Origin of the sequence: Corallococcus sp. CA049B (genome assembly GCF_003611685.1) — a bacterium.
GTDB classification, from domain to species: Bacteria; Myxococcota; Myxococcia; order Myxococcales; family Myxococcaceae; genus Corallococcus; species Corallococcus coralloides.
On the sequence record NZ_RAWC01000102.1, the window covers coordinates 14340 to 29834 of the forward strand.

General features: G+C 70.9%; 14 protein-coding genes and 1 pseudogene. 9 read left to right on the forward strand and 6 right to left on the reverse strand.

Translation table 11 applies throughout. From position 1 onward, the window contains the following. The 4 genes from pruA to D7W82_RS22105 all read right to left on the reverse strand — a co-directional run bounded on the left by pruA (window position 1) and on the right by D7W82_RS22105 (window position 3421). Window positions 1-1656, reverse strand: a complete 1656-nt coding sequence (gene pruA / locus D7W82_RS22090; protein ID WP_120620243.1) for an L-glutamate gamma-semialdehyde dehydrogenase — start codon at window positions 1654-1656, stop codon at window positions 1-3. A 146-nt stretch (window positions 1657-1802) separates the two neighbouring features. Further along, on the reverse strand, window positions 1803-2201 hold the full coding sequence (locus D7W82_RS22095) for a response regulator transcription factor (protein ID WP_120620244.1): 399 nt from the start codon (window positions 2199-2201) through the stop codon (window positions 1803-1805). A 148-nt stretch (window positions 2202-2349) separates the two neighbouring features. After that, window positions 2350-2634 (reverse strand): hypothetical protein, encoded by a 285-nt coding sequence (locus D7W82_RS40590; RefSeq protein WP_158617708.1) that lies wholly within the window; start codon window positions 2632-2634, stop codon window positions 2350-2352. A 121-nt stretch (window positions 2635-2755) separates the two neighbouring features. Continuing rightward, window positions 2756-3421: a serine protease gene (locus D7W82_RS22105; protein ID WP_120620245.1), complete on the reverse strand. Its 666-nt coding sequence runs from the start codon at window positions 3419-3421 to the stop codon at window positions 2756-2758. A gap of 352 nt (window positions 3422-3773) precedes the next feature. Here D7W82_RS22105 and D7W82_RS22110 point away from each other — a divergent pair, with 352 nt between their 5' ends. The 7 genes from D7W82_RS22110 (at window position 3774) to D7W82_RS22140 (ending at window position 11569) form a co-directional block, all read left to right on the forward strand. Continuing rightward, window positions 3774-7424, forward strand: coding sequence for a serine/threonine-protein kinase (locus D7W82_RS22110; RefSeq protein WP_120620246.1), 3651 nt, complete (start codon window positions 3774-3776; stop codon window positions 7422-7424). Window positions 7425-7451: 27 nt separating this feature from the next. Next, window positions 7452-8129, forward strand: a complete 678-nt coding sequence (locus D7W82_RS22115; protein WP_120620247.1) for a 2-hydroxychromene-2-carboxylate isomerase — start codon at window positions 7452-7454, stop codon at window positions 8127-8129. Beyond that, window positions 8126-8776: a hypothetical protein gene (locus D7W82_RS22120; protein WP_120620248.1), complete on the forward strand. Its 651-nt coding sequence runs from the start codon at window positions 8126-8128 to the stop codon at window positions 8774-8776. The genes D7W82_RS22115 and D7W82_RS22120 overlap by 4 nt, the downstream gene beginning before the upstream one ends. A gap of 74 nt (window positions 8777-8850) precedes the next feature. Then, window positions 8851-10047, forward strand: coding sequence for an acetyl-CoA C-acetyltransferase (locus D7W82_RS22125; protein WP_120620249.1), 1197 nt, complete (start codon window positions 8851-8853; stop codon window positions 10045-10047). Between the two features lie 56 nt (window positions 10048-10103). Beyond that, a complete protein-coding gene (locus tag D7W82_RS22130) occupies window positions 10104-10319 on the forward strand; it encodes a hypothetical protein (RefSeq protein ID WP_014399195.1) in 216 nt (71 codons plus the stop codon). Window positions 10320-10508: 189 nt separating this feature from the next. After that, on the forward strand, window positions 10509-10706 hold the full coding sequence (locus D7W82_RS22135) for a hypothetical protein (RefSeq protein WP_014399194.1): 198 nt from the start codon (window positions 10509-10511) through the stop codon (window positions 10704-10706). A 131-nt stretch (window positions 10707-10837) separates the two neighbouring features. Continuing rightward, the gene (locus D7W82_RS22140; RefSeq protein WP_120620250.1) at window positions 10838-11569 is read left to right on the forward strand and encodes a rhomboid family intramembrane serine protease; all 732 of its coding nucleotides are present in this window, start codon (window positions 10838-10840) and stop codon (window positions 11567-11569) included. Here the strand turns inward: D7W82_RS22140 and D7W82_RS22145 are convergent. Beyond that, on the reverse strand, window positions 11566-13206 hold the full coding sequence (locus tag D7W82_RS22145; RefSeq protein WP_120620251.1) for a sigma-54-dependent Fis family transcriptional regulator: 1641 nt from the start codon (window positions 13204-13206) through the stop codon (window positions 11566-11568). The two genes, D7W82_RS22140 and D7W82_RS22145, sit on opposite strands and share 4 nt — an antisense overlap. Before the next feature lie 145 nt (window positions 13207-13351). Between D7W82_RS22145 and D7W82_RS22150 the strand changes: the two genes are divergently transcribed. Continuing rightward, a complete protein-coding gene (locus D7W82_RS22150; protein WP_120620252.1) occupies window positions 13352-14239 on the forward strand; it encodes a dioxygenase in 888 nt (295 codons plus the stop codon). A 34-nt stretch (window positions 14240-14273) separates the two neighbouring features. Further along, window positions 14274-14900, forward strand: coding sequence for a YceI family protein (locus D7W82_RS22155; protein ID WP_120620253.1), 627 nt, complete (start codon window positions 14274-14276; stop codon window positions 14898-14900). A 91-nt stretch (window positions 14901-14991) separates the two neighbouring features. Here the strand turns inward: D7W82_RS22155 and D7W82_RS22160 are convergent. Beyond that, window positions 14992-15495: pseudogene (locus D7W82_RS22160) on the reverse strand (hypothetical protein); the annotation flags it as partial.

The following is a 15495-nucleotide window of genomic DNA, read 5'->3' on the forward strand; positions in this document are numbered from 1 at the left end:
CTAGATGGCCCCTTCCTTCGGGTCGCTGTCCATGAACGGGTAGGGGACCTTCACGGGCGGCGCGAAGTTCTCCTTGATGGTGCGCGGGCTGGACCAGCGGAACAGGTTGATCATCGACCCGGACTTGTCGTTGGTGCCCGAAGCCCGGCTGCCGCCGAAGGGCTGCTGACCCACCACCGCGCCCGTGGGCTTGTCGTTGATGTAGAAGTTGCCCGCCGCGCTGCGCAGGCCGCTCATCATCTGCTCGATGACCTTGCGGTCGCGCGCGAAGATGGCGCCCGTGAGCGCGTACGCCGCGGACTGGTCGCACTCCTTCAGCGTCTCCTCGAACTTCGCGTCCGGGTAGACGTACACGCCGACCAGCGGCGCGAAGATCTCCTCCGTCATGATGCGGTGGCGCGGGCTGTTGCACTGCACCAGCGTGGGCTGCACGTACCAGCCCTCGCTCTTGTCCGTGCCGCCACCCGCGACGATGGTCGCGTCACCGCCGGACTTCGCCAGCTCGATGTACGAAGAGACCTTCTTGAACGAGCGCTCGTCGATGACGGCGCCCATGAAGTTCCGGAAGTCCGCCACGTCGCCCATCTTGATTTCGCTGATGAGCGCCTGGAGGCGGGGCTTCAGCTTGGGCCACAGGGACTCCGGCACGTAGACGCGGCTGGCCGCGCTGCACTTCTGGCCCTGGTACTCGTAGCCGCCGCGCACGATGGCGACCGCGAGCGCCTCCAGGTCGTCCGCCGCGGACGCGTGCGCGAAGATGAAGTCCTTGCCGCCCGTCTCACCCACCAGCCGCGGGTACTGCTTGTAGCGGCCGATGTTCTCTCCCACCGTCTTCCACAGGTTGTTGAACGTGGGCGTGGAGCCGGTGAAGTGGATGCCGCCCAGGTGGGGGCTCGCCAGCACCGGGTTGCCCACCGTGGGGCCGTCACCGGGCAGCATGTTGATGACGCCGTCGGGCAGGCCCGCCTCGCGCATCAGCTCCAGGCTGTACCAGGCGCTCAGGGCCTGCGTGGAGGACGGCTTCCACAGCACCACGTTGCCCATCAGCGCGGGCGACAGGCAGAGGTTCAGCGCGATGGAGGTGAAGTTGAACGGCGCGATGGCGAAGACGAACCCGTCCAGCGGACGGTAGTCCGTCATGTTCCACGTCTGCGCGGAGTTCTCCGGCTGGATGGACAGGATCTGCTGCGCGAAGTGGACGTTGTAGCGAAGGAAGTCGATGAGCTCGCACGACGCGTCGATCTCCGCCTGGTGCGCCGTCTTGGACTGGCCCGCCATGGAGGACGCGTTGAGCAGCGGGCGGTAGCGCGTGGCGAGCAGCTCCGCGGCGCGCAGGAAGATGGCCGCTCTCGCGTGGAAGGGCATCCGCGCCCAGTCCTCCTTCACGCTCATCGCGTTCTGGATGGCCTGCTCCACGTGGCCGGCGTCGGCCTCGTGCAGGGTGGCCAGCACGTGCTGGTGCCGGTGCGGCATGCGCACGGTGTCCGTCTTGCCGGACTTCACGTGCTTGCCGCCGATGACGACGGGGATCTCGATGCGCTCCCCGCTCATGCGCTTGAGGGTGGACTGGAGCTCCGCGCGCTCCGGGGTGCCGGGGGCGTAGGAGAGGACGGGCTCGTTCTTGGGAGCCGGGACGCGGGGGAAGGCGTTGAGCACGCGGAGACCTCGGGACGAGAGGAAGGGAAGTTCGGGCAAGGTATAGCCCTCCCCGTGTCCCAGGTCAGTGACAGAAGCGCGGGGCGTCCTCGCCGAGACACCAGGCCCCCGGCGTCCGTCCGGCATCCGCCGGGCCTCCGTCCGGTTCAGCCCTCGCCCGCGGCCTTGGCGGTGGCGCCCCTCGCGCGCTGCAGCACGGCGTGCAGCTGCGCGATGAGGTACGGCGGCTTCACCGGCTTGACCAGGTACGCGTCCGGCTGGGGCTGCCCGGGCTCCAGGTCCGTGCGCGGCGGGTAGCCGCTGACGAACATCACCGGCAGGTGCATCAGGGAGGGCTCCGCGCGAACGCGGCGGCACAGCTCGTAGCCGTCGATGCCCTCCATGTTCACGTCCGACAGGAGCACGTCCGGCGGCTGCGCCAGCGCGTGCGCGAGCCCCGTCTCTCCATCCGCCGCCACCGTGCAGTCGAACTCACCCGACAAGAGCAGCCTCAGCGTCTCACGCATGGCCCAGGAGTTCTCCACGATGAGGACCTTGGGCTTCACGGTGCATCGACTCCCGGGAGGCAACTGCGCACGGCTTGGGGGAACGGCGGGCACAGCATCCCCCCGCTGTGCGCACCGGGCAAGAGGTCCCCCTTCACCCGTGAGAATTCACGAAAGCCACCACCTCACGGGTTTGCCGCCAACGCCCTCAACCTTCGGGCGGCGGGTTCACGAGCCCGCGCCGGGAAACCTCGGAGTCCGGCTCCTCGTCGCCCCGCGCCTCGCGCTCGGGCACCTCCCGGTCCTCCCATTCCGCGCCGCGCTCCACCTCCGCCTCCCAGCGCGTCTCCTCCAGCGGGCCCGGGTTCTCGTCCTCGCGGGCCGCGGCCTGGGAGCGCTCGCGGGCCAGCTCGGCGGCGCCGCGGTCCAGCGCGTCCTCCATCTGTCCCCGGTTGCGAGGTTGGAAGTTCTTGGAGCCCTTGTCCGAAGCCATGGTGTTACCCCCCGACGGGAAGGTGGGACGCATGGGGCTGACCGGGCAATGACAGCGCGTGCGCGCGCCGCCTGCCTGGCCGTCCAGGTGCGGGAAGGGCGGGGCGCTCCGTCCCGCCGCGTCAGCGCGGTGCGGAAGGCGGACGCCGGGCCAGCGGCTGCGCGTCCTGCCGCGACAGGCGTTGGACCTCCGGCGCCACGTCTCCGGTGGGCGCGGCGATGCTGCACCGCGCGCCGCCATGCACCAGGCCCACCACGCGCAGCTGCTCGTCCACCAGCGGCGCGCCGGAGTCTCCCGGCACGCCGTGCATCGTGGTGAAGAGCGCGTTGGGCACGTCCGGCAGCGACGGGCAGCGGCCCCAGCGCTCCACCATCACCCGCTGCGGTTCGCCGGGCCGGTCGTGGCGTCCGGTGAAGACGAGCATCGCGCCGGGGATGGGCAGCCCTTCGGCCACCTCCAGCGGCGCCACCGGCGCCTTCGCCTCCAGCTCCAGCACCGCCAGGTCCCGGCCGCGATCCACGAACACGTAGCGGCCCTTCAGCCGCCGGCCATCCTCGAATTTCGTTTGCTCCTCGCCCGCGTCCGGTGCGGCGCAATGGGCCGCGGTGAGGACGTGGCGGCCCTGGCCCACCACCACGCCCGCGCAGTGGCCGTCGCCCAGCGTCACCGTCGCGGCCTCGGCCCTCTCCAGTCCCTCGGCTCCGCCCGGACCGGACTGGCCGCAGGCCATCCAGGCGGTCACGCCCGCGAGTGCCACCGCGGCGCCGCCCCACTTCCATGCACGCATGCCGCTTCCCCCTCCTCCCCCGGGCGACGGGCCCAGGGGTCCGAAGGAACGGTGTGCATGCGTGCGGGTGTGTCGTGGGAGCGGGTGTGGAAGTGGCTCCCCAGCAGGCGTCCGGGCGCACCGCCGTGCCGGCTTCCAGCGAGACGGTGAAACAGGGAATGGGAGCAGAGCGTGCACCTGCTCGGATGTCCCGGAGGCGGTGTCACTGAAACGTGCTATTCCTCGCTACGTCTGGATTCTGGAATCCAGATCCTGGCCCCCGGAACGGCCAGCCCTTTGGCTCGTGAGCGACGACGAGAAGACAACGGTATTGGATGAACGCACCCGCCCCCCGAGCACCTGGGGGGAGCGGATGCGTACGCCCATCACGTTGCCGGGCTCGGGCATCGGGGAGCGGCGCTCGCTGATTCCGGGCGTCGTCGTCACCGGACGCTACCGCGTGGAGTCGCTGCTGGGCGAAGGCGGCATGGGCCGCATCTGGCTGGCGGACGACCTGCAGGAGCGCCGGCGCGTGGCGCTCAAGGAGATGCACGTCCCCGCGGAGCTGTCCGCCGCGAAGGTGGAGGAGCTGGTGCTGCTGTTCCGGCACGAGTTCTTCGCCATGAAGAAGCTCCAGCACCCGGCCACGCTCAAGGTCTTCGACTGGGGCATGACGGAGGCCGGCAACCGCTTCATCACCATGGAGGTGGTGGGCGGCAAGGACCTGAGCTCGCTGGTGCGGGACGCGCCGCTGGACACGCGCACGCTGTATCGCGTGTTGATCCAGATGGCGCAGGTGCTGGCGTTCATCCACTCGCGCCTGTACGTGCACTGCGACATCAAGGCCAGCAACGTGCGCATCACCGAGTCCGGCGCGGTGAAGCTGATGGACTTCGGCGTGATGCACCAGCTGGGCACGCCCAGCCCCGGCAAGCTGAAGGGCACGCTGGAGTACCTGGCGCCGGAGTGGCAGCGCGGTGCGAGCATCGACGGGCGCGCGGACCTGTACTCGCTGGGCGTGATGGCCTGGTACCTGGCCACCCGCAAGCTGCCCTTCAAGCGCAACAGCCCCGCGGTGCTGCTGGCGGATCACCTGACGCGTCCGCCGCCGCGCCCCTCCACGCTCTGCCCGGTGGATCCGCAGCTGGAGGAGATCATCCTCCTGTTGATGGCGAAGGACCCGCGCGAGCGCTTCCAGGACGCGGGCGAATTGCTGGAGGCGCTCTGCCACGCCAGCGGCGAGCCCGTCCCCGAGGAGCCGCTGTCCGCGCGCGCCAGCTACCTGCACGTGCCGGAGGTGGTGGGGCGCGAGGCGGAGCTGGAAGGGCTGATGAACGGCCTGGCGGAGGCGGACTGGGGCCAGTCGCGCGCGATGCTGGTGGGCGGCCCCGCGGGCGTGGGCAAGACGCGGCTGCTCCAGGAGTTCGAGCTCCAGGCGAAGCTGGCGGAGCTGCCCTTCGGCCGGGGCCAGTGCCGCGCGGAGGGCTTGTCCCCGCTGGCGCCGGTGGCGCAGGCCCTGCGCTGCCTGGTGCCGCACACGCCCGCGGACTTGATGGAGCGGGTGAAGGCTCCGCTCGCGCGCCTGCTGTCGCCGGAGGTGCTGGAGGGCGACCAGGACGAGCAGCTGCCGCGCGATGGCTCGGATGAGAAGGCCGCCTTCTTCGAGGCGCTGACGGAGTGGACGCACACGCTCGGCGGGCGGCAGTCCTTCGTGCTGTGCCTGGAGGACCTGCAGTGGGCGGACAGCGCGTCGCTGGAGGCGCTCAACGTCGTCATCCGCGCGCTGCACGGCACGCGCGGCATGGTGGTGGGCACGTTCCGCTCGCAGGAGCTGTCGCGCCTGAGCCTCGCGTTCCAGACGGTGGATGAGAAGCTCACGTCCCGCATGGACCTGGAGCCCCTCTCGGCCGAGCATGTGGCCAAGCTGGTGGAGCTGGTGCTGCCGGGGCTGGACATGCCGGAGGGCTTCGTGCAGCGGCTGCACGAGACGACCGGCGGCAACGCCTTCTTCGCCACGGAGTGCCTGCGCATGCTGGTGGAGGCGGGGGCGCTCCGGCGCGTGGGCGGACGGTGGGAGGCGGAAGAAGGGCTGGGTACGCGGAGGCTTCCCGCGAGCATCCAGGAGGCGGTGCTGGTGCGCCTGGCCAACGCGCCGCCGGAGCAGGTGTCGCTCTTGCGCAAGCTGGCGCCCGCGGGCCGGATGCTGGACCTGCCGCTCTTGCGCGCGCTGTCCGGACTGCCGGAGGCGGAGCTGTTCGCCGTGCTGGACGGCATCGTGGAGCGGCAGTTCCTCCAGGACGTGGAGGGCCGCTACGTCTTCACGCACGACACCGTGCACCAGGCCGTCTACGACAGCATTCCGGAGTCCGCGCGCCGGGCGTACCACGGCCAGGTGGCGCGCGTGCTCCAGGCGCTGCCCTCGGAGCGCTCGGGCGTGGTGCGCGCGGTGGGCTGGCACTTCGCGCGCTCGGACGCGCCCGCGGAGGCCATCCAGCCGCTGCTGGAGGCGGGCCAGGCCGCCATCGAGGCGGAGGCGCTGCTGGAGGCCACGCTGCTCCTGAAGGAAGCGGCGGGACTCCTGGAGTCCGCGCCGGACTACCCGGGCCGCCTGGAGCAGCTGTTGCGCACGTGGGTGTCGCTGGTGGAGGTGGGCTACTCCAGCGACCCGCCGACGTCGGTGGCGTACGCGGAGCGGCTCTTCGCGCACTGGGCGGCCACGGTGGACGTGGAGGCCGGCCGGCGCGAGGCGCTCTCCCGGCTGGAGTCCGCCCGCGTGGCCACGCCCGCGGAGCGCGAGGAGCTGCTCATCCCGCTCTTCCGCGAGGTGTCGGCGGACGGGCGGATGACGCCGGTGGACGTCTTCTGGAAGCGCTCGGAGCTGCAAATCCTCCAGGGCATGGCGCTGGCCATCCTGGGGCGCACGGAGGAGCTGGAGGCGCTCATCGCGCGCGTGGCAGCCGAGCACCCGGAGGACTCGCCGTACCGGGCGGGGCTGTCCGTGGCGCGCTCGACGCTGTGCGCGTACACCGGCCACTGGGCGGGCGGGGTGGCCGAGCAGCGCAGGCAGGTGCAGCGGCTGCACGCGTTCCGCGACGCGGTGGGGCGTCCGCCCCGGCGGCTGGCGTGGGCGCTGGGCATGGGCGGCTACCTGCTCAACGTGAACCTGGCCCTGCGCGGCGAGCCGCTGGATGAAGCGCTGCTGAAGGACGGGCTGCACCTGGCGGAAGCGCAGGGCTTCACCGACGTGCGCGCCTACCACCTCTTCGCGCAGGTGGCGCGCGCGGCCTTCACCGGCGACGGCGCCGCGTTCGCGTCCGCGCTCGCGCAGAAGACGGAGCTCGTGCGGCGGCTGGGCAGCCCCCGGTTGATGGAGCGCAACCTGGCCCTCTTCACGCCGCCGTACTACCTGGAGCGCGGCGAGCACGAGCTCGTGGCCGCGGTGGTGTCGCGCGGCGAGGCGCTCTCGCGCGTGCTGCCCGAGGACCGCTGGCTGCGCGCGCACGTGCAGGTGTACCAGGCGTGCCGCGACGTGCTCTTCGAGGACGCGGCCGCCGCGCGCGAGTCGCTGCCCCGTGCCCTGGAGGCCGCGCGGATGGGCGGCCTGCGCATGGAGACGCTGGTGCGCGTGTACCAGTCGCGCTTCGAGCGGGAGCAGGGCCGGCTGCCCGCCGCGCTCGCCGCCGCCGAGGCCGCGCTGGAGCGCGCGCTGGACCCCCGCTTCGCCAACCCCTGGGACGAAATCCTGGCCCGCCGCGCCCTGGCGCCGCTGGTGTCCCAGGAGGAAGGGGACGCGCACCTGCGCCACGCGCGCCTGCTGGCGGAGTCCACCGGCAACGTGCTCCAGATGGGCCTGGTGTACCTGCAGCACGCGGAGCGGCACGGCAACCCGGAAGAGGTGATGCGGGAGCTGGAGATCGCCGAGCGGGCCTTCACCTCCGCCCGGGCCACGCACCTGCAACTGCTGGCCCAGTCGCTGCGCGGCCCGCTGTCGCGCCAGCACGAGGACGTGAAGCAGAGCGCCTGACTGCCGGGTCGTGCTTAGGATGGGCCCATGGCCTCCTCCCCCCTGCGCTTCTGCCTGGACTACCTGTCCCCGTACGCCTACCTCGCCTGGCTGCGCATGCCCGCCATCGCGCGGGAGCACGGCCGGGAGCTGGAGCCCGTGCCGGTGCTGCTCGCGGGGCTGCTCAACGCCGTGGGCTCCGTGGGGCCGGCGGAGATCCCCGCCAAGCGCGTCTACGTCTTCAAGCAGACCTTCCGCATCGCGCATGAGCAGGGCGCGCCCTTCACCCTGCCGCCCTCGCACCCGTTCAACCCGCTCTTGTCCCTGCGCGTGACGGCGGCGGTGGATGACGTGGCGGAGAGAGTGCGGCTCACCACCGCGCTCTACTCGGCCGCGTGGGGCCAGGGCCGGGGCATCGAGACGCCGGAGCAGGTGGGCGCGGTGCTGACGGAAGGCGGCTTCGACGCGCAATCGCTGCTGGAGCGGGCCCAGCTGCCGGAGGTGAAGGACCGCCTGCGCAAGAACACGGAAGGAGCGCTCGCCCAGGGCGCCTTCGGCGTGCCGTCCGTGCTGGTGGACGACGAGATGTTCTGGGGCGTGGACTCGCTGGGCCACCTGGAGCGCTTCCTGGAGGGCCGCGATCCGCTCACCCCCGCGGACCTGGAGCGCTGGCGGCATCTGCCCGCCACCGCGGACCGGCGCCAGGGCGGAAAGCCCCGCCCGTGAACGTGCTCGGGCAGCTGGGGGTCGCCGTCGCCGGGCTGGTGCTGGCCGGCGTGCTCCTGTTCCTCAACTTCTGGCGCGCGCTGCTCTACCTCTTCCCCCACACCGTCCGGGTGGAGCCGGAGGCCCCCGCGGACCAGATGGACCTGCCGGAGTCCCTGGGCCCCCTGGCGGGACAGCTCCAGGCGCTGGGCTTCACGCCCCTGGGCAGCCACGAGGAGAAGCCGCTCCTCCAGAAGGCCACCCGCTCCTACGACTGGGCGCACCCGGGCGAGCGCGTCTTCGCCACCCTCCACGAGGGCAGCGACCTCTTGCCCCGGCTCTACCTGCTCACCCCCCTGGCCTCCGGGGGCTTCGTGGTGACGGCCAGCTACCGCCGCCCCGCGCTGGACGTGCCCGGCTACCGCTCCGGGTACCTGGAGGACGCCGCACCGGAGCGCCTGTTGCGCGCGCATGTGCGACGGCTCGAGGGGTTGGAGCCGGCGGGGCCGGAGGGCTTCACCTGGGAGGGGCGGGTCCAGGCGGCCAGGGCCTGGTACCAGGGGCTGGGGCGCAAGGAAATCCGCCGCCAGAACCTCCAGGGACTGTTGTGGACGGCCATCGCGCTTGCCATCGTCGCCAGCGCCTTCCTGGGACGGCGCGCGGGCTGACGTCCCCCTGGACGCTTTCCCACGTCACGTCGTGCGTGCACCGCGCGCCCCGGAAGAGTAGGGAGACGAGCACCATGAAGAGCGTGTCCAAGAACGAGGAAATCTACTTCCTGTCCGGCAAGCGCACCCCGTTCGGTACCTACGGCGGCAGCCTCAAGGACCTGAGCGCCACCGACCTGGCCGTGGAGTCCGCGAAGGCGGCCCTGGCGCAGGCGGGCGTCTCCCCGGAGCTCATCGAGCATGTCGTCTACGGCAACGTCGTGCAGACGAGCTCGGACGCCATCTACCTGCCGCGCCACGTGGGGCTGCGCACGGGCGTGCCGGTGCCGGTGCCCGCGCTGGGCGTCAACCGGCTGTGCGGCTCCGGCTTCCAGGCCTTCGTCACGGCCGCGGAGATGATGCTGACGGGCGGCGCGGAGGCCGTCCTCGCGGGCGGCACGGAGTCCATGAGCCAGGCGCCCCACGTCATCCGCGGCGCGCGCTGGGGCATCCCCCTGGGCAAGGGCGGCCTGGAGGACATGCTCTGGACGGCCCTCACGGACAGCTACACGGGCAACGCCATGGCGCTCACCGCCGAGCAGCTGGCGGTGGACTACAGCATCAGCCAGGACGACGTGGACCAGTACGCGGTCCTCACCCAGAAGCGCTTCGCCGCGGCGCAGGAGGCGGGCCGGCTGGCGGAGGAAATCGCGCCGGTGACGCTCAAGGGCAAGAAGGGCGACACGGTGGTTTCGAAGGACGAGCACAACCGTCCGGAGACCACGGTGGAGGGGCTGCGCAAGCTGCCCAAGGTGTTCAAGAAGGACGGCGTGGTGCACGCGGGCGCGGCCAGCGGCATCTGCGACGGCGCGGGCTCCATGGTCATGGCCACCCGGAGCTTCGTGGAGAAGCACGGCCTCAAGCCCGTGGCGCGGCTCGTCAACTGGGGCATCGCCGGCTGCGACCCGCGCATCATGGGCATTGGCCCCGCGCCGGCCATCCGCAACCTGCTCAAGCGCGCGGACGCGAAGCTGACGGACGTGGACCTCTTCGAGGTCAACGAGGCCTTCGCGCCCCAGTACCTGGCGGTGGAGAAGGACCTGGGCCTGCCACGCGACGCCACCAACGTCAACGGCGGCGCCATCGCCGTGGGCCACCCGCTGGGCGCCTCCGGAGCCCGCATCACCATGACGCTGGCGTACGAGCTGAAGCGCCGGGGCGGCCGCTATGGTATCGGGTCCGCCTGCATTGGTGGCGGCCAGGGCATCGCCGTGCTGGTCGAGGCGCTCTAGAGCGCACCGTGGCGTTGGGGTACGGGGCAGACGACATCCGGACGGGACGTGGTGAGATGAGCAACGAGGTGGACGCGAAGACGGCCCGCGAGCGGGCCAAGGCCATCGCCGAGCAGCGCCGTGCCGAGCGCCGCAACCGCAAGCGCCGCTGCGTGGTGTGCGGTGTGGAGGAGAGCGACAAGACGCCCCTGACGGCCCACCCGGAGGGCATCGGTCCCGCCTGCAAGGATGAAGTCACCTGTCAGGCCCGGCGCGCCGCCGCCGGACGCTGACGGGCCGGGGCCGGGCGCCCACCCCCTCCGCCGCACTGTCGGCGGGTGGACGGTGGGCGGGCCCCTGCCTCCCGATGGACTCCCGCGGGGGCGGGAAGCGGCTCCCGGGCCGGATTGTCGGGCCCGTTTCTTGATGGCGCCCCCGACTCGGGGTAAACATTTGTAATCTCTGGTGACACGAGGGTTGGAATGGGCGTTATCAGCTTCACGGGCGTCAAGGTGTTCTCCACCACGCTCGCGCGCGATCGCGAGAACATGGGCGAGAACATCACCAAGTGGCTGAAGGAGAACTCCTCCGTGGAGGTCGTGGACAAGATCGTCACGCAGTCCTCGGACAAGGAGTTTCACTGTCTGACCATCACGCTCTTCTACCGCCACAAGACGTAAGCCCCGGCAGGGACAGCGAAGGCGTGGGATGCGAGGGCGCTTCTCCCTGGTGACACCAGGGCGGGGCGCCCTTCATCGTTTCTGGATTTGGGGTTGCGGACCGGGCGCTGTTCCACCACCTTTGGGCCTCTATGCGACCCATGCGGGGCTTCAATCGAGGCGGCGGCGGTTTCGGCGACATGTTCCCGAGCCTGGATTCGATGGCCGCCAAGCTGGCGATAGCGTTCGTGGGCATCTCCGCCCTCTTCCTGGCGACCTCACGCGGGCAGGGCGGGCTGCTGCTGCTCAACCCGGCGGACGTGATTCTGCGCTTCCGCGTCTGGGAGCTCGTCACCTACGCCTTCGTGGCCACGGGGCCGCTGGGCATCCTCTTCGGTGGCCTCATCATCTGGTCCATCGGCGGCTTCCTGGAGTCCACCTGGGGCGGCAAGCGGCTGTTGCTGGTGGCGGTGGGCATCCCGTTCGTCGCGGGCCTCATCACCACGGCGCTGGCCCTGGTGATGCCCATGAGCGTCTACGCGGGCGGCTCCGTGATGACGGCGGTGATGTGGGTGGCCTACGGGCTCGTCATCGGCAAGGGGCAGGCGAACTTCTGGGGCATCCCGCTGACGGGCAACTGGTTCGCGGCCATTGGCGCGGGCTTCACGGTGCTGAACATGCTGACCGCGGGCTCCTGGCGCGCGGTGGCGCCAGAGATTTTCGGCCTGGTGCTGGTGTTCGCGTACGTGCGCGGCGCGAGCCCCAGGCGGCTGATGCTCCAACTGCAGCACTGGCGCCTGCAGCGGCAGCTGCGCGACCGCTCCAAGCACCTGCGCGTGGTGGACCGCGACCGCCCGCCGGACCGCGACCAGTACCTCAACTAGTGCGCGGCCTCCGGGTGGCCGTACTGCTTGAGCTTCCGGTAGAGCGTGGCCACCCCGATGTCCAACTGCTCCGCGGTGCGTGAGCGGTTGCCGCCGTTCTGCGCCAGCACCGCGAGGATGTACTCCTTCTCCATGTCCTCCAGCCGGCGCGGGTTGCCGGTGGGGACCAGGCTGGGCGGCGCGGCGCGCACCTCTTCCGGCAAATCATCGCGCTCCAGGCGCGGCCCTTCGCACAGCGCCACCGCGCGCTCCACGGCGTTGCCCAGCTCGCGCACGTTGCCCGGCCAGGGGTAGCGCAGCAGCTGATCCGCCGCGTCCGGGGACAGGCCATTCACGCGGCGGCCCAGCCGCTCACCGGTCTCCGCCAGCAGCAGCCGCGCCAGGGGGAGGATGTCCTCGCGGCGCTCGCGCAGGGGCGGGATGCGCAGCTCGATGACGCGCAGCCGGTAGAAGAGGTCCTGGCGGAAGCGGCCCAGGCGGACCTCCTCGGACAGCTCGCGGTTGGTGGCGGCCACCACGCGCACGTCCACCTTGCGGCTGGTGTTCTCCCCCACGCGGCGCACCTCGCGCTCCTGGAGGGCGCGCAGCAGCTTGGCCTGCATGGCGGGGGGGACCTCACCCACTTCATCCAGGAAGAGGGTGCCGCCGTGCGCCGCCTCGAAGAGGCCGGGCCGGTCGTGCGTGGCGCCGGTGAAGGCGCCCTTCGCGTGGCCGAACAGCTCGCTCTCCAGGAGGCTCTCCGTCACCGCGGCGCAGTTCACGGCGATGAAGGCCTTGTGCGAGCGGCCGGACTCGTCGTGGATGAGCCGGGCGATGCGCTCCTTGCCCACGCCGCTCTCGCCGGTGACGAGCACCGTGGTGTCCACCTTGGCGGACCGGCGCGCCAGGTTGAGCACGCGCTGCATGGCCTCTGAACGGGCCACCATGCCGGTGGGGTCCTCCGTCACGCCGGACACGCGCGCCAGCGACTGGCGCTTCGCGCGCAGCTTGCGCTCCGCCTGCCGCAGCGCCTCCGTCACCTGCCCGAGCACGCCCTCCATGCACTGCGTTTCATAGAAGCGCAGGAACTCCGTGCACTCGGTGCTCCACTCCGCCTCCGGGCGGCCCACGATGTGGCAGAACGCGTCGCCCTTGCCCACGCACTTGAGCTCCGCGCAGTAGATGGGCTTGCCGTTGCAGTAGCTCAGGTAGCCGGACGCGAAGCCGGTGAGGCTCCAGCACACGGGCTCCTCCGCCTGGCCCAGGTGGAGCAGGTGCTGCTCGGCCTCATAGGAGTCGCTCCACTGCGCTTCCGCGAAGGGCTCCGGGCCGTCCTGGGCCGTGCGCTCGATGCGCTCCACGCGCACCTGGCCCATCAGCGTGTGCAGCCGGCCGCCCGAGCGGCGCCACTCCGCTTCATCCTTCCACGGCACCGCGGTCTTCATCGCCTCCGCCGTGCGCCAGCCGTGCGCGTAGCCCAGCCGCGTGAAGATGCCGCGCGCGGCCGTCATCCCCAGCATCCCGATGAGCTCCTTGCGCAAGAGCCCCAGCGTCACCGGGTCCATCAACAGCGCCCGCTGCCCGGCGAAGCGGATGACCCCGCCCTTCGGCTCGAACGCCAGGAGTTCCTTCAAGTCCAAACCTTCCAGACCCGTCACGACGTCTCTCCCTGGTGTCTCAGTCTGAGGTGCTTCTCTATCAATCTGAGAGTCGTTTCACAGGTCCGGAATTGGATGTCCAGTAATTCCAGATGGTTGGCGTGTCCGATGTGTTGGTCCTGGGGTTGCAGTAGGAGCCGCCACGATGCCAACCGGGGTGGACAGACGCGAGGTGCTGCAGGGCGTGGCGGCCGCCGGGGTGGCGGGAGTGATGGGGCCTGGGCCCTCGCCTGGGCCGGCTGGCACCCGGCAGGTGGCGCCGGCGCTGTTCGTGTCGCACGGCTCGCCCATGACGGCGCTGGACGCGGACGACTATCCCCAGGCGCTCAAGCGCTTTGGTGACGGCGTGAGTGCGGTGAAGGCGCTGGTGGTGGTGTCGGCGCATTGGGAGACGGACGCGCGCGTGCACGTCACGGCGATGGCCGCTCCGCCGCTCGTCTACGACTTCTACGGCTTCCCTGAAGAAATGTACCGGCTGCGGTACGCGCCGCCGGGTGCTCCTTCGTTGGCGGAGGACGTGGTGGCGCGGCTGTCCGCCGCGGGCGTGCCCGCGGTGGCGGATGGCGAGCGCGGCCTGGACCACGGCGTCTGGGTGCCCCTGCGGCATGCGTTCCCGGAGGCCCGCGTGCCCGTGTTGCAGGTGGCGCTGCCCGCGGACGCGACGCCCGCGCAGGTGGCGCGCATGGGCGAGGCGCTGCGTCCCTTGCGCTCCGAGGGCGTGCTGCTCATGGGCAGCGGCGGGGTGGTGCACAACCTTCGCCGGGTGAATTTCCGAAACAAGCTGGCGTCCGCCGAGCCATGGGCCGCCGAGTTCGATGCGTGGGTCGCCGGAAAACTTGCCGCACGAGACTTCCTCGGGCTTCAGTCATGGATGGACGCACCGAATGCGCGGGTCGCGCATCCATCCGCCGAGCATTGGTTGCCGATTTATTTCGTCCTCGGAGCCGCCCTCCCCGAGGACCGCATCACCCCCGTGTTCGAGGGCTTCCATCACGGGACCTTGTCCATGCGCAGCTTCGCGCTGCGCGCCTGAACCTCGCAGTCCGCAAACTCAAGGAGTCCACACCATGAAGATGTCGCTCAAGTCCGCCATCACGCTGCTCGCCGTCGCCGCCCCGTCGTTTGCCTTCGCGTCCGCGTGGGAGATCGACTCGTCGCACTCCAGCGCGCAGTTCGCCGTGAAGCACATGATGGTGTCCAACGTGCGTGGCACGTTCAGCAACGTGAAGGGCAACGTCAACCTGGATGACAAGGACATCACCAAGTCCACCATCGAGGCGACCCTCGACGCGACCACCATCAACACCAACGAGCCCAAGCGCGACGAGCACCTGAAGAGCCCTGACTTCTTCGACGTGGCGAAGTTCCCGACCATCACCTTCAAGTCCACGAAGGTGGCGAAGGCCGGCAAGGACAAGCTGAACGTCACGGGCGACCTGACGATGCACGGCGTGACGAAGCCCGTGACGCTGGCCGTGGAAGGCCCGACGCCGGAGACGAAGGACGCGTGGGGCAACGTGCGCCGCGGCGCCGTGGCGACCACGAAGATCAAGCGCAGCGACTTCGGCCTGACCTGGAACAAGGCGCTGGAGGCCGGCGGCGTGGCGGTGGGTGACGAGGTGACCATCACCCTGGACCTGGAGACCACGAAGAAGCCGGACGCGGCGGCCCCGACGGCCACGGACAAGAAGTAGTCTTCGTCCCAGTCTTGAAATGAAGAGAGGGGCCTCGGGTGACCGGGGCCCCTCTTTTTTGTGCCCCGGCGGACCGGGGGCACGGGATGGCTCAGCCCTCGGCGACGGCCTGCACGCTGGCGCGGTAGATGAAGATGCGCGCGGTGTTGGTGCGGGTGTCCGCGGGGATGACGAAGAAGCCCGGGGTGGGGCCCTTGAAGTCCTGGGAGAAGCCGGCCACCTGGCGGCCGTCGTTGAAGGTGACGCGGATCTTCGAGCCCTCCGCCTGCGGCTGACGCGCGCCCGCGGCGAGCATGAAGAAGATGGCCTTCACGCGCTTGCCGGGGATGCGCTCCGGGGCGAAGCCGCTCTGCTGCTCCAGGGAGATGGTGTCCTCCAGGAGGTCCGCGTCGCGGATGGTGCCGCGCTTCACCTGTCCTTCGACGGTGTGGATGATGACGCGGTGTTCGCCTTCCACGAAGGAGTTGGCGGCGGACGCGAAGCCGGCCCCCGGCACTTCGAAGAGCGAGTCGTCCGTGGGGCGCAGGTGGTTGGTGGCCCCGGCCGACGCCGAGGAGGCCACGGGCGCCGGGCTCCGGGGGGTGGGGCTCGTGGG

Coding starts and splice junctions, on each gene's coding strand:
- D7W82_RS40590 (WP_158617708.1), bottom strand. CDS start 2,634: ATGGCTTCGGACAAGGGCTCCAAGAACTTCCAACCTCGCAACCGGGGA.
- D7W82_RS22105 (WP_120620245.1), bottom strand. CDS start 3,421: ATGCGTGCATGGAAGTGGGGCGGCGCCGCGGTGGCACTCGCGGGCGTG.
- D7W82_RS22110 (WP_120620246.1), top strand. CDS start 3,774: ATGCGTACGCCCATCACGTTGCCGGGCTCGGGCATCGGGGAGCGGCGC.
- D7W82_RS22115 (WP_120620247.1), top strand. CDS start 7,452: ATGGCCTCCTCCCCCCTGCGCTTCTGCCTGGACTACCTGTCCCCGTAC.
- D7W82_RS22125 (WP_120620249.1), top strand. CDS start 8,851: ATGAAGAGCGTGTCCAAGAACGAGGAAATCTACTTCCTGTCCGGCAAG.
- D7W82_RS22130 (WP_014399195.1), top strand. CDS start 10,104: ATGAGCAACGAGGTGGACGCGAAGACGGCCCGCGAGCGGGCCAAGGCC.
- D7W82_RS22135 (WP_014399194.1), top strand. CDS start 10,509: ATGGGCGTTATCAGCTTCACGGGCGTCAAGGTGTTCTCCACCACGCTC.
- D7W82_RS22140 (WP_120620250.1), top strand. CDS start 10,838: ATGCGACCCATGCGGGGCTTCAATCGAGGCGGCGGCGGTTTCGGCGAC.
- D7W82_RS22150 (WP_120620252.1), top strand. CDS start 13,352: ATGCCAACCGGGGTGGACAGACGCGAGGTGCTGCAGGGCGTGGCGGCC.
- D7W82_RS22155 (WP_120620253.1), top strand. CDS start 14,274: ATGAAGATGTCGCTCAAGTCCGCCATCACGCTGCTCGCCGTCGCCGCC.